Origin of the sequence: Veillonella parvula, assembly GCF_040097785.1 — a bacterium.
Lineage (GTDB): Bacteria > Bacillota > Negativicutes > Veillonellales > Veillonellaceae > Veillonella > Veillonella parvula_D.
In genome coordinates this window covers 46151-59701 of the sequence record NZ_JBBNNS010000006.1, presented here as the reverse complement: position 1 = coordinate 59701, position 13551 = coordinate 46151, and the positions used below count along the sequence as shown (strand labels likewise).

The window sequence follows — 13551 nt, the reverse complement described above, 5'->3', positions numbered from 1 at the left end:
GCTTTAGCGCACTTTGGGTAAGCTCCAATTATATTTAATAGCTAGTAAACGGATAACTAGTACAACGGTAAACGCACCATATACAGCCTCTCCAACCCAGTTAGAAATAACCATTAAGTAATAAACGATGCCCCCAATAACACTAGGTAGAGCATACACATCTTCTTTTAAAACAGACGGAATCCGTTGAGCCAGCATATCTCGGATAATACCACCACCAACAGCAGTAATAGTTCCTAATAAAACAATGAAAATTGGCAACTCAGGATATAGTTTAAATCCTGCAGATGCTCCGGTTACAGTAAAAGATGCCAACCCGACTGCATCGGCTAATAAATAGCTTGCTCGGCTACGAGGGCCCATAGCATGCTTGCGATAACGGCTGTTATAGATAATAAATACGATAATTGTTACGGAAATAACCACAGTTACATATACAATATTGCGTAACGAATTCGGCGGAAAATACCCCAAGAGAACATCACGTACAATTCCACCACCGATTGCCGTGGCCAGTGCCAATACAGCCATACCAAATATATCCATTCTCCGCGCCACCCCAACAAGTGCTCCGGAGATAGCAAAGGCAATAGTGCCAATCATATCAAATATATACCAAATAATATCCATAATACCCTCACACAATCTATTCGCATAACTTCGCACACTATGATAGACTTTATGTAAGATATTATACATTAAGAGGTATGAGAATGACAAAAAACATTACACCTATAGAGATTAAAAATATGGATGAGCGTAGCCGTGATGAATATTTTATGGGTTTTGCCCTAGAGGAGGCCCACAAAGCTTATGCTCTAGGAGAAATTCCTATCGGCGCCATTTTAGTTCAAAACAATACAATCATTTCACGCCACCATAATCGCCGCGAATTAGATCACGATGCAACGGCTCATGCAGAGGTGCTCGTCATCCGCGAAGCATGCGATGTACTCAAGCGCTGGCGGTTGACTGGTTGTACCCTGTATGTTACGATAGAGCCGTGTCCGATGTGCGCTGGAGCCATCATCAACAGTCGTATTGACCGTGTTGTATATGGTGCAAGTGATTACAAAGGAGGCGCTGTAGAGTCTCTTTTCAATGTACTCTCTCACCCTGGTTTAAATCATGAACCCGAATTAGCATCGGGGGTCCTTGGTGATGAATGTAGTCAAATCATGAAAGACTTTTTTAAAGAGCGCCGTAAAACACGGAGGAGTACCCAAGAGGCTGAAGGGTCCGCACTCGAAATGCGGTAGGTCGGGCAACCGGCGCGGGGGTTCAAATCCCTCCTCCTCTGCCATATAAAATATATAAAGCGCTAACTTTTTTGCGAAGGGACCACTACTATGAAAAAATATTACCCTTATCTCATTACGGTGAGTCATATGATTAACGACTCCTGTCAAAGTGTATTACCTGCCCTCTTGCCATTATTTATCTACACTTATGGACTTAGTTTAGAGCAAGCAGGCTTTCTCATATTAGCCAATACAGCATTATCTTCATTGTTACAGCCATTATTAGGTTATGTCTCTGACAAGATCAATCAGCCACGGCTCATCGCCTTAGGTGTTCTGCTCTCTGCTTGTAGCACAGGTGCCATGGGTTTTGTAACCTCCTATGAAAGCTTACTTGTTTGTGCTACCTTAGCTGGTGTAGGCTCCTCTATCTTCCACCCTGAAGGAGCGAAGATTATGAATCGCCTCGGAGGTGGCAAAAAAGGTAAAGCCATGGGTACCTTCGCCATCGGCGGTAGCTCCGGTTTTGCCATCGGCCCACTCTTTGCAGGCTCTATTGCCTATACAGTAGGTCCTCATGGACTGGCAGCTTTCACCATAGTGGGTCTTATCATCTCAACGGTTTTATTCGTCCTCATGCCACACATAGTCACTCAAGCACGCACTATCGACCAAGCGATAGCTATGGAAAACCCTACACTAGTGGCTAAGCCACTAAAAAATTACTGGAAATACTTTGGCATCTTGTTTATTATCATCCTAAGCCAATCGGTAAACTTCCGCGTTATCAATGCATTTATTCCTATCTTCTGGACTCGTGAACTCGGCACTAGCCCAGAGCAAGGTAGCTTTGCATTAACCATATTCTTTAGTATCGGTATCTTCATGACATATATTGGCGGTCTATTAGGCGACAAATATGGTCCCATCAAAATCATTAGACTATCCCTATTGATTTGGTTGCCAGCCATGTTCCTATTAACAGAAGTGCCAACCTTCTCCCCTATTATCATGATGCCTATAGCCTATATGTTACTACTCATGATTGGCGCTGCTAAAGCTCTTAGCTACAGCCCCGTTATCGTACTAGGCCAAACCTACCTTGCTAAAAGCATCGGCTTTGCGTCCGGTATTACCCTCGGGGTGAGCCAAACTATCGGCGGTATCATCGCACCTGTAGTAGGAAACCTTGCGGATACCTATTCTTTACCTGCCGCTATGATGACACTCGTACCATTCCTAGTAGTGGGTCTTGGGGCTTCATTGATACTTAAAGATCCTAAAAAATTACAATAAACAAAAAAGAACCCTTCACATGAACTGTACCCCCAAAATTGGACACAATTTTTGAAAGTACAGAAACCAACGAAGGGTTCTTTTTATATTCAACTAAACACATCACATACAGTTTAGTGTTTTAGCATTTCATTCAAGATAACTACGTCCGTTTCTTTCATACCTTGTGCCACAGCACCAATACTGCGGATAGTTTCATCAACGGAGTATGCTACAAGGCCATCGCCTTTTTGGTAGTTTTTGTTAAGGCGAGCTTGTTTATATCCCATAAAGGCGCCATCAAGGGAAATTGCAATTTTACCTGCACAGGATGGTTTCGCACCATCACATACGATACCAGATAGACTTGCAAGACCGTTTACAAGAGTGTTCTCGATTATATCTTTACTATCACCCTTCAAGAAGGCAATGCCTGCTACACTTACCACACCGGCAGATACAACCCCGCAGTATGCGGATAGTTTACCAATACCAGATTTAACATAAAGCGTTAGCAAGTTAGCAAAGACGAGCGCTCGATACAATTCATCATCACTTTTACCAAGTTCCTCGGCAGTCGTAATGATTGGTACAGACACGGTTAAACCTTGATTACCAGAGCCAGAGCAAATAACAACAGGCAATGGGCAGCCACTCATACGCGCATCAGAGCCAGCTGCGGCACGAGCCTTACATTTCGTTTCGAGAGATGGATTTTCTTCATCTAACAATAACAATTGTCCAATATTAGATCCATAATCATTGGACAGACCTTCCTTAGAAATTGCAGTATTATACTCAACTTGCTGTTTAATTTGAGGTAGGATACCAGAAATATCACCTGTTAAAGCAAATTCGTAAATGCTATCAAAGGTCATGGCATATTCTGTTTTAGCCGCTTTCTTAATTTCATTGACTGTTTCAGAGACAATCTCACCATCTACTGATACATAGGTTACATTCGTATGGTCATTTTCAATGCGAACAACCGCTGTATGTTCATCTGTTTCTGCAGTGATTTCTATATATAGATTATCTACGCCTTCAGCAAGTGAAACGGTACAGAAGTTGGCATCAAGCAATGTGCCAAGCCATTTGCGATCTTCGTCTGTAGCAGATTCTAATACTTCTAGTTCACGCTCTGGATGGCCTACAATAGCACCCAGTGTAGCGGCCGCCGTTAGTCCTTTTCGCCCCCCAGAATTTGGAATGACTACGGATTTTACATTTTTGATAATATTCGCGCTGCATCTTGCGTGAATATGGTTAGGAAACTCATCTAAAACAGAGACTGCCTTCGCAGCCGCATAAGCCAATGCAATTGGCTCAGTACAACCGAAGGCAGGACGCATCTCTGACTGTAACAAAGAAATATAATCCATCTTATACTTCCGCAATAATTTCCACTTCTACAATAACGCCTAATGGAAGGTCTTTTACTGCCACACATGAACGAGCTGGTTTAGAAGTGAAATATTTAGCATACACTTCATTAAATGCTTTGAAATCACCAATATCAGCTAAGAAGCAAGTTGTTTTAACAACCTTGGAAAAGTCTGTACCAACTTCAGTCAATACGGCTTCAATATTTTTGCATACTTGTTCAGTTTGCTCTACAATGCCCCCTTCAACAACTGTACCAGTTGCAGGATTGAGTGGAATTTGACCAGAAGCAAATAATAAACTGCCAACCACTTTAGCTTGAGAGTAAGGGCCTACTGCTGCTGGTGCTTTGTCTGTAGAAATTGTTTTCATGATAAATCTCCTTTTATAAATAAATATAAATTAATATGACTATATTTAAGGCGCGAAACTCATGTTGATGCCTCAATATATATGACTTACCTCAATATATCACATATAAAATAAAAGTACGTATATAACCAATTATTTAATTGATTTGAATGCATTGTCAAATATTGGTTTGAAATAATCACGTTGTACATCAGTTGTTATACCTACATACAACACTGGTTTTCCTGGCTTCAACACAAATGCAGCATTTGCATAGAGTGGAGTTTGTACATTTCCATCTGCATATAACAAGCGAGAGCTTGCTGCATATGTTTGATATTTTGTACCAGCCACCGGATGTACTTGTTCTGCATTTTCTACGGTTAGAGTTTTAAGTGTTTTAGGCATAATCGTTGCTTTTTGGGGATCACGACTAGATACATTAATTGGTCCATTTAAAGGAACTACCGTTGTGCTAGTGGGAATCTGTTTATTTATTGTTCCTAATAGAAGTTGCTCTGTTACAGGATCAATTTGACCTTTATCAAGAGCGGCCATTGCCGCTATAAACATAGGGTCATTAGCCTTTTCTTTAGCCACTTGTTGAGCTATTTGTTTAACATCTACAGCTACTACGAATGCATCTTTTTGACCAGTTTTATCTGCCCCTTGCAATTGGTATATATCAAAATTAGTACCAAAGTTTTGGAAAAATTCCTTTGCCATCATATTCGACATCGTAGATTTTGAAGATTCCTCATTTAATTGTTTTTCTACAAAATCACGTGTATTTGTTTTGGATGCAGAAACAACAGTTACATTGTTAGGCACTATCATGGATCCTGCAATTGTTTGTACATCCTTAGCAAAACCTACGCCAGATACAGTACCCATTAGGCAAGCTGCACAAGCCAATACTTTCAAAGATTTCATATTATTTTCCTCCCTTGAGAGATTGTGTTTGATACATATGATTCAACTCATTAGCCCAATAATCATGGCTAGAATCATCAGACATTAAAAGCTGTAAAGATACACCTTTATCTGTAGGAACAGCATAACCAATTAAGGAATAGGTATTTCTAAAGCCATCATATTTTAGACTACCGCGTAAATCGCCTGTCACAGCCGTACCATAGCGAGTTTGAACAGGTTTATACGCTACATGAGTTGCATCTAGGCTCACTTGTTTTGCCACAAAGTCTACATAAGAACGGACCTCTTCTATACTTTTAGGAGATGATTTCTTATCTGTGGCAAGCATTTTATCAAAGACACCTATAATTTGAGAAGGTAACTTGTCATTTATCGTTTTTAGATCTTTAGCTAATTTAGTACCTTCAACAGTACTGCTTTTTAAGCCTTGTAATTGTTGTTGGGCCGTCTCTTTAGAGTAAGATTCTACATGTTTAGAGATGGAGTGCTTTAATGCAGCTTTTTCCGCATCTGACCCCTTCTCTAAAATAGTCTTATTCATACCTATAACTTGATCAATAGCATTTTTAGAATAGTTAATAACAATTAAACTACCTGTATGATGACCTTGTTTATCAGTACCTTGCAGTTGATAGAAGGAGTAACCATCAAGAAAATCCCCCTTCACTGGTTCAACAGCTACACCAGTCTGTACTTTCACAACATTATTAATAGTATCAACAGCAGATTTATTTGCTACTTTGAGAAATTTATCTTGTTCTTGATTACGCAATCTTGCATCAGTAGAAATGTGCACAACTTCTACAGCTTTCACAGTTGGGGAAGTACTGCCGTACATACCATAACCTAAATCTACCGTATCAGCACATGCCACTGCCCCCATACCCACAGTTAAACAGGTGGCACAAGCCAATGTCATCAACTTTTTATTGAGAGTTCTCATAAGACACCTCACCTTTTTAACAATACACTATGTATAGATTGTTAGATAATCCGTGCAGTATATATTAAAAGTTTAAAAGATAATCATCTATACTGCATATATTAATTATTATACTATATCGACATATATAACTGTATAGTATAATTTACAAGCTTACCTTTCTGCTATACAATACATAAATAGACATGTAAAGATGATATATGTATGAGAAATGGAAAGGAGTGCACACTCGGTGTGCTTTTAACATGATACAAGAATTAATTCCCCTCACTAGGCCTCGCACATTAGCTGCTGCATTAGGGCCTACCATTTTAGGTGCCGCCTTTAGTTATTACGCATTTGGTGCTGCTCAGGGTACAGGTCTTGCCATTTTACATACAGTGCTCATATTTTTAGCTGTTGTAACAGCCCAAATTGTAGCTAATTTATGGAATGAATATAAAGACTTTAAATCTGGACTTGATGCTGGTCAAAAGGTAGGTAATGCTGGTTCTATCACACGTGGCGTTATAACACCAGAGCTCATTATAACGATGATTAAAGTACTCATGTTTGTACCCATTATTATTGGTCTTTATTTATCTGCTACTATAACTTGGTACTACATTCCTGTAGGCTTCTTATGTATTCTAATTAGTTTTCTTTACTCTGGCGGTCCAAAACCAATTTCTCGAACACCATTTGGAGAAATTTCCTCTGGTATCGCCATGGGTTTTGCTATCGTACTCATTACAGGCTATGCCTGGATACGAGAATTATCCTTAGCCCTGTTAATTCCTGCAATTCCATCTACATTGCTAGTTGGTTCCATCATGTTGACGAATAATATCCGAGATATTCGTAATGATGAAAGCCATGGACGTCACACGTTGCCAATCGTGCTTGGTCGTGAAAGAGCACTCAGCTTAATGAGTATCTCATATATTTTCAATTTTATTTGGATCATTGCTTGGATTATAGTAGGCCATATGACATGGTTCACCTTATTAGCATTCCTTGCAGCACCACTAGCTTTCAAAACAATTCATACATTATCTACCAATACAGATGAGTTCCAACTAGATAAGGCTATGGGCACTACCGCTGGGGCCGCTATGATTTATCAACTAATGTGGGCGATTGGACTTATCATGGGCAAATTGTTTTAAAAATGAACATACTTATATTATAGGTTCTCCATAGTTTTTAGTTATGGAGAACCTATAATAATTCCTTCTTGATAGATAGGAAATTATTTAGTACTATAGATTTAATATTTTATATGTAATTATTGTATAAGGAGTGTGTCTAATGAGAAAATTTTTAGCATTGGCAGCTACTGTAATCCTTGGCGGCGCTTTATTAATCGCAGGCTGTGGTAACGACAACAAACAAGCTGCTAGCGATGGCAAACAAGTATTAAAAATTGGGGCAACAGCAGTACCTCACGCAGAAATTTTGGAACAAGTTAAACCAATCTTAGCAAAAGATGATATCGAATTAAAAATCACTGAATTTACTGATTACAACACACCTAACTTGGCTTTAGGGGACAAAGAGATTGATGCCAACTTCTTCCAACACGTACCTTACATGGAGGAATTCGCAAAAGCTCACAAACTTGACTTAGTATCTGCCGGTGGTGTTCATCTTGAGCCAATGGGTTTATACTCCCGTAAAATCAAAGATTTAAAAGATCTTCCAAAAGGCGCTAAAATCGCTATTCCTAATGACCCTACAAACGGTGGTCGTGCATTATTGTTGTTACAAAAACAAGGTCTAATTACATTAAAAGACTCTACAAACATCTTATCTACCGTACAAGATATTACTGCGAACCCTAACGAATATCAATTCGTAGAATTAGAAGCAGCACAAGTACCTCGTTCCCTTGACGATGTAGCCTTAGCTGCTATCAACACTAACTTTGCATTAAACGCAGGTCTTAACCCTGGCAAAGATGCATTGGCAATTGAAAATAACGATTCCCCTTATGTAAATATCGTAACTGTACTTAAAGGCAATGAAAATGACCCTCGCATCAAAAAATTGATGGCTGCACTTCATAGCCCTGAAATTATCAAATTCATCCAAGAAAAATACCAAGGTGCTATTGTTCCTGTATTCTAAGGTATACCAAAAAGAGACCACATCAACGTGGTCTCTTTTTATATGTTATCAGCCCCAAATCTAAAAGGTAATAAACCTTCTAATTCAACAACTGTATAGTCCCCTCTTAAATTCGCCATTATAATACGAGGTATTTCAAATTCAGAAATCACCTGACGACAAGCACCACATGGTGCACAAGGCCCTTCCGTATCAGCAACTACGGCAAGGGCTTTAAATTTTGTTTGCCCTTCCGACACGGCCTTAAATATAGCAGTTCTCTCCGCACAATTAGTTAATCCATAAGAAGCGTTTTCTATATTACACCCTTCATAGATGGTTCCATCTTCGCAAAGAAGGGCTGCGCCCACACCAAAATGTGAATACGGACTATAAGTTTTCTCACGAGCAACGATGGCGCAATCTATAAGGTTTTGAATTTCCTGTTCTGTCATATGAGTTTCCTTTTCTATCATATGGATCTCCTCATTCCACAATATCAAGAATCGTATCCGCCATGATTGGTGCAGTTTCGCCAAAGGTAATCGCCTCTAAATATGTCTTTGCAGCATTAGAAAGCAAGCTCTCATCAGAAGCATACAAGGTAGCTATACATTCACCTACTGTAACTGAGTCGCCTGTTTTCTTGTGCATCAAGATGCCCGCACTATAATCGATAGGACCATCCTTAACAGTGCGACCGGCTCCAAGCATAACGGATGCAATCCCACATTGTTCTGTATTCATATGGATAATATAACCGTCTTGAGGTGCTATCACATCATAGGTAAACTGGCCGATTGTCAATATACTTTCATCATCGATAACGCGGCTATCTCCTCCTTGAGCATCAACCATTAAACGTAATCGTTCTAGGGCTACGCCAGAATCTAATGCTTGTTGCACACGATTAAGAGCAGTTTCATAATCACACATATGACTCAATACGAGCATGTGGGCAGCCATGATAATACATTCATGCGTTAAATCCTCTGGACCATGACCTTTCAACGTATCAATAACCTCGCGAATCTCCAAAGCATTTCCAATAGCATGGCCTAGCGGTCGATCCATATCCGTCAAAATAGCCTTAATTGAACGGCCATTTCCCTTTCCAATATCTACCATTGCTTTAGCCAATTCACGAGCATCCTCTATGTTTTTCATAAAGGCACCACTGCCAACCTTTACATCTAACAAAATTGCTTGAGCACCAGAAGCCAATTTTTTGCTCATAACAGAGGATGCAATAAGAGGGATACTATCCACAGTTCCCGTCACATCGCGCAAAGCATATAGCTTTTTATCAGCAGGTGCAAGCCCTTCCGACTGACCAATAACAGCAAGACCAATTTTATTAACTTGATTGATAAAAGCATCTTGCTCTAAAGATACCTTTAAATTTGGAATAGATTCCATCTTATCAATAGTGCCACCTGTATGACCAAGTCCACGTCCAGACATCTTAGCCACCTTGCCGCCACAAGCGGCTACGAGAGGTGCAATAATAAGTGTTGTCTTATCTCCCACGCCGCCTGTACTATGTTTATCTACGGTAATCCCATCAATATTTGACAAGTCTACCATATTACCTGATTGAGCCATAGCCAAGGTCAAAGTTCCTAGTTCGCGAGCATTCATACCATTAAAAACTATGGTCATCAAGAGCGCACTCACTTGGTAATCAGGGATTTCCCCCTTTACATAACCATCTATGACAAAGCGGATTTCCTCATCTGTTAACGGCAAGTTCGCCCTTTTCTTCAGAATAATATCATACATACGCATAGTTACACCGCCATTCTAAGAAACCACCTAAGCATAGCCTAGGTGGTTTTCTATTATACTTCTTCGTTCAAGTGATTCTTTAGTAACTCTACAGCTGCACTGGCTCCAATTCGGCTACAACCTTCTGCAATATAGGCTTTCATATCCGTAATAGAGCGAATACCACCTGCGGCCTTAATCTGTACATTAGGACCAATATGCTTTTTAAAGAGTCTAATATCTTCAAGGCTTGCACCGCCGCTACCAAATCCAGTAGATGTTTTAATATAGTCTGCGCCACCATTTGTAATACATTTGCAAAGCGCTACCTTTTCAGAATCTGTAAGATAACAAGTTTCGATAATAACTTTTAAAATTTTATCACCACAAGCCTTCTTAAGCGCCTCAATTTCGCTAGTTACCGCTTCAAAATCACCTTGCTTTACAGCTCCAAGATTAATAACCATATCAATTTCAGAAGCGCCCTCTTCAATGGCCTGTTTCGTTTCTGCCACCTTTACCTCTGTTGTTTCATATCCTAAAGGGAAGCCGATAACGGTACATATGTTAAGTTCTGGATATGCTTCATGGGCGGATGCTACAAAATCTGGAGGAATACAAACAGATGCAGTTTTATACCTTAAACCATCCTCACAAACTTCTTTAATATCATCCCATGTAGCTGTAGGACGCAATAATGTATGATCTACATAAGCTAATAATTCTTTCCCCAACATAGTACCTCTCCTTACTAAAAGAACGACATTTGTTCTGGTTCTGGCTCTTTATGTAATGCATCTTGAGCAGAGCGATTTTTATCATCAATGAATGGTTCTAACGGTACGCCTGTAGTCTTTAATAAATCTGGTAAACTATTAACGCCTTTCAACTTAGCAGCTTCTAATACAACCTTTGCACAAGTCTCTGCATCATCCAGTGCATAGTGATGTTTAAACTCAACTCCAATATATGCGGCCATTGTATTCAACTTATGATTAACTAAATCAGGCCATACCGCACGTGAAAGTTTAACTGTACATGCATAATCTAGTTCTGGCCAAGGGATTTTATAATAATCTAAAGTAGCACGCAATACGTTCATATCAAATTTCGCATTGTGAGCCACCATAATATTCCCTTTTAAATGGTTTTCATAAATGGCATTCCACAACTGATCAAAGGTCTTTTCATGAAGAACATCCTTCGGTTGGATACCATGAATTTCAATACACTCATCATCAAAACTCATAAACGGAGGCTTGATGAGGCTATATGCCTTTTTGGTAATTTGTCCGTCCTTTACGGTAATAACCGCCAAGGAGCACGCACTATTTTTAAATTTATTTGCTGTTTCAAAGTCTAATGCAACAAAATCTAACATAGGACTCCTTTCAAAATCTATATATAAGAATTATATTCATTTACTCTACTTATTATAGCATGAAATAGACTATAATCTACTGTTCAAAGGTGACCAATAATCACCTCATTCACACCAATTTTAATTGACAGATAGGCCCTCAGTATGTGAAAATTATTTAGATATGTATGTAGTATGGAGGTTGCAACATGGCAGATGACAGATTAATCGTTGCCCTTGACGTATCCACGATGGATGCAGTGAAAGAAATCGTATTATCCCTCGGTGATTCGGTTAGCTTTTACAAGGTCGGCATGGAGCTATTCTACGCCGAAGGAGCAAAAACAATTCGTTTTTTACAGGAGCAAAACAAACAAGTATTTCTTGATTTGAAATTGCACGACATTCCAAATACCGTAGCCCATGGCGTAGCTTCCTTAACACGTCTCGGCGCTAGTTTAATTACTTTACATGGTCAAGGTGGTCCTGTCATGATGAAAGCTGCTGTTGAGGCGGCTCGTGAGAGTGGCAAAGAACTAGGCGTAGAACGCCCAAAATTATTAGCCATCACCGCATTAACTAGCTTTGACGATGAATCTTGGACTGCTATTGGTGGTCAGCTACCAATTTCCGACCAAGTCATTCGCCTTGCAAAACTCGCTAAAGACTGTGGTATGGATGGTGTTGTATGTTCCGCATTAGAAGCTAAAATGATTCGTGAAGCATGTGGCGATGACTTCCTCATCGTTACCCCTGGTATTCGCCCTTCCTTTGCAACAACAGACGACCAAAAACGGGTTGCTACACCAGCTAGTGCATTACAAGATGGAGCATCTCGCCTTGTTATCGGTCGACCTATTACACAAGCCGAAAGCCCTCGTGAAGCAGTTCGTTTAATTATTGAAGAAATGGAGAAAGTATCCAAATGATGACAGAACAAGAAGTAAAACAATTACTGATCGACACTCAAGCTATTTTAGAAGGTCACTTCCTTTTGACATCTGGTCTCCACAGTCCAATGTATGTTGAAAAATTTAATGTATTACAACATCCAAAATATACAGAAAAACTTTGTAAAGAATTAGCTGAACGCTTCCGCGATCAAAATGTAGAACTTGTTATTGGACCTATGACCGGCGGCATCTTACTTGCTCACGAAGTAGGTAAAGCGCTTGGAACCCGTGCTATCTTCACAGAACGCGAAAAAGGCGTTATGACATTACGTCGTGGCTTTAAAATCGAGCCAGGCACAAGAGTACTTATCGTTGAAGATATCGTAACTACTGGTGGTTCTGTACAAGAAGTAGTAAATGTTGTAAACCAATCCGGTGGTGAAATCGTAGGTGTAGGCCTTCTTGTTAACCGTTCTGGGGGTAAAGCAGAATTCGGTGTACCTCACGAAAAGGTACAAGCATTACTTAATCTTGAAGTTCCAACTTATAAACCTGAAGAATGCCCTCTTTGCAAAGACGGCATAGCTATGACAGAACGTGGCTCTAAACACATCAAATAATTTTTAAACGACCTATATACATGCATAGGTCGTTTTTCATTAAGAAGTTAATAAAATATTCCCAGCCCATCAAGTACTATCTATATTTATAAATAGATACAAAAAGAGCTCCTTTGCTGAGGAGCTCTTTTTGTTTGTGTGTAGTTATTGTGTGTAAGAGAGAGATTCTGATACGAATGTATCACATAGAGTGTGTGACTCTATGGTGGCCATGAATGCACTTTCATGACCACGTTCTCTATATCTTATGAGAGAAATGGACTCATAAAGTATCGTTAGTTTTGTGTAGTTTGTGGTGCACCTTGATCAGTTTGTTGTTGTGGTGCATTGCCATTAGGTTGTTGAGGTGGTTGGCCTTGCATAGGCATTTGACCATTTGAGTGCATATGCTGACCATTATTTGGTCCCATACCATCTTGAGGCATCATTTGATTTTGACCATTTTGGTGCATATGTTGGCCATTATTTGGCCCCATACCATCTTTAGGCATCATACGATTATTTCCATCCATCATATGTTTATCCATATACTGATTAGGACCATCATGTCTATGTGGTTTTCTAAACTGTTGTTCATTCGTTTTCATCCATTCACCAAAATTAGGTAAATCATTAACGGCAAAAGATGTACATGCCCCAACAGCACAAATTACGGTTAAAATCGCTGTTATTATAATTCGTCTCATAGATCCTC

At 39.6% G+C, this 13551-nt stretch carries 16 protein-coding genes and 1 tRNA gene; 7 read left to right on the top strand and 10 right to left on the bottom strand.

Annotated features, from left to right (window positions below; translation table 11 throughout):
- Positions 1-3: 3 nt before the first annotated feature.
- Positions 4-630, bottom strand: a complete 627-nt coding sequence (locus tag AAA071_RS09185; RefSeq protein WP_004693621.1) for a trimeric intracellular cation channel family protein — start codon at positions 628-630, stop codon at positions 4-6.
- 83 nt (positions 631-713) lie between these two features.
- On the opposite strand from AAA071_RS09185, the gene tadA reads away from it, so the two are divergent.
- The 3 genes from tadA (at position 714) to AAA071_RS09170 (ending at position 2537) form a co-directional block, all read left to right on the top strand.
- On the top strand, positions 714-1259 hold the full coding sequence (tadA, locus tag AAA071_RS09180; RefSeq protein ID WP_004693623.1) for a tRNA adenosine(34) deaminase TadA: 546 nt from the start codon (positions 714-716) through the stop codon (positions 1257-1259).
- Positions 1213-1303: transfer RNA gene (locus tag AAA071_RS09175), tRNA-Ser, on the top strand. Before tadA ends, AAA071_RS09175 begins: the two co-directional genes overlap by 47 nt.
- A 46-nt stretch (positions 1304-1349) precedes the next feature.
- Complete coding sequence (locus AAA071_RS09170) at positions 1350-2537, top strand: MFS transporter (protein ID WP_004693625.1); 1188 nt, start codon at positions 1350-1352, stop codon at positions 2535-2537.
- Between the two features lie 113 nt (positions 2538-2650).
- On the opposite strand, the gene AAA071_RS09165 is transcribed toward AAA071_RS09170, so the two are convergent.
- From AAA071_RS09165 to AAA071_RS09150, 4 genes are all read right to left on the bottom strand, one after another.
- Positions 2651-3898, bottom strand: a complete 1248-nt coding sequence (locus AAA071_RS09165) for an L-cysteine desulfidase family protein (RefSeq protein ID WP_004693627.1) — start codon at positions 3896-3898, stop codon at positions 2651-2653.
- 1 nt (position 3899) lies between these two features.
- Complete coding sequence (locus AAA071_RS09160) at positions 3900-4271, bottom strand: RidA family protein (protein ID WP_349234143.1); 372 nt, start codon at positions 4269-4271, stop codon at positions 3900-3902.
- Positions 4272-4403: 132 nt separating this feature from the next.
- Positions 4404-5183 carry a hypothetical protein gene (locus AAA071_RS09155; RefSeq protein WP_004693632.1) on the bottom strand — a complete coding sequence of 260 codons (780 nt, stop codon included), beginning with the start codon at positions 5181-5183 and terminating at the stop codon, positions 4404-4406.
- 1 nt (position 5184) lies between these two features.
- Positions 5185-6129 carry a hypothetical protein gene (locus tag AAA071_RS09150; protein WP_004693634.1) on the bottom strand — a complete coding sequence of 315 codons (945 nt, stop codon included), beginning with the start codon at positions 6127-6129 and terminating at the stop codon, positions 5185-5187.
- Between the two features lie 245 nt (positions 6130-6374).
- Between AAA071_RS09150 and menA the strand changes: the two genes are divergently transcribed.
- A complete protein-coding gene (menA, locus tag AAA071_RS09145; RefSeq protein WP_314051018.1) occupies positions 6375-7277 on the top strand; it encodes a 1,4-dihydroxy-2-naphthoate octaprenyltransferase in 903 nt (300 codons plus the stop codon).
- Between the two features lie 142 nt (positions 7278-7419).
- The gene (locus tag AAA071_RS09140) at positions 7420-8238 is read left to right on the top strand and encodes a MetQ/NlpA family ABC transporter substrate-binding protein (RefSeq protein ID WP_316581490.1); all 819 of its coding nucleotides are present in this window, start codon (positions 7420-7422) and stop codon (positions 8236-8238) included.
- Positions 8239-8276: 38 nt separating this feature from the next.
- On the opposite strand, the gene AAA071_RS09135 is transcribed toward AAA071_RS09140, so the two are convergent.
- Genes AAA071_RS09135 through AAA071_RS09120 form a run of 4 tightly spaced genes read right to left on the bottom strand, consistent with a single transcriptional unit; the run spans position 8277 to position 11365 of the window.
- A complete protein-coding gene (locus AAA071_RS09135) occupies positions 8277-8672 on the bottom strand; it encodes a cytidine deaminase (RefSeq protein WP_316581496.1) in 396 nt (131 codons plus the stop codon).
- Between the two features lie 31 nt (positions 8673-8703).
- Positions 8704-10005, bottom strand: a complete 1302-nt coding sequence (locus AAA071_RS09130; RefSeq protein ID WP_316581489.1) for a pyrimidine-nucleoside phosphorylase — start codon at positions 10003-10005, stop codon at positions 8704-8706.
- 53 nt (positions 10006-10058) lie between these two features.
- Positions 10059-10721 carry a deoxyribose-phosphate aldolase gene (gene deoC / locus AAA071_RS09125; RefSeq protein ID WP_278466862.1) on the bottom strand — a complete coding sequence of 221 codons (663 nt, stop codon included), beginning with the start codon at positions 10719-10721 and terminating at the stop codon, positions 10059-10061.
- A gap of 14 nt (positions 10722-10735) precedes the next feature.
- Entirely contained in the window at positions 10736-11365 is a 630-nt protein-coding gene (locus AAA071_RS09120) for a 3'-5' exonuclease (protein WP_004693647.1), read from the bottom strand.
- Positions 11366-11553: 188 nt separating this feature from the next.
- Between AAA071_RS09120 and pyrF the strand changes: the two genes are divergently transcribed.
- Positions 11554-12273: an orotidine-5'-phosphate decarboxylase gene (pyrF, locus tag AAA071_RS09115; RefSeq protein WP_195213459.1), complete on the top strand. Its 720-nt coding sequence runs from the start codon at positions 11554-11556 to the stop codon at positions 12271-12273.
- Complete coding sequence (pyrE, locus tag AAA071_RS09110) at positions 12270-12857, top strand: orotate phosphoribosyltransferase (RefSeq protein WP_004693651.1); 588 nt, start codon at positions 12270-12272, stop codon at positions 12855-12857. The genes pyrF and pyrE overlap by 4 nt, the downstream gene beginning before the upstream one ends.
- A 275-nt stretch (positions 12858-13132) precedes the next feature.
- On the opposite strand, the gene AAA071_RS09105 is transcribed toward pyrE, so the two are convergent.
- Positions 13133-13543 (bottom strand): transcriptional regulator, encoded by a 411-nt coding sequence (locus tag AAA071_RS09105; protein ID WP_195213460.1) that lies wholly within the window; start codon positions 13541-13543, stop codon positions 13133-13135.
- Between the last annotated feature and the right edge of the window lie 8 nt (positions 13544-13551).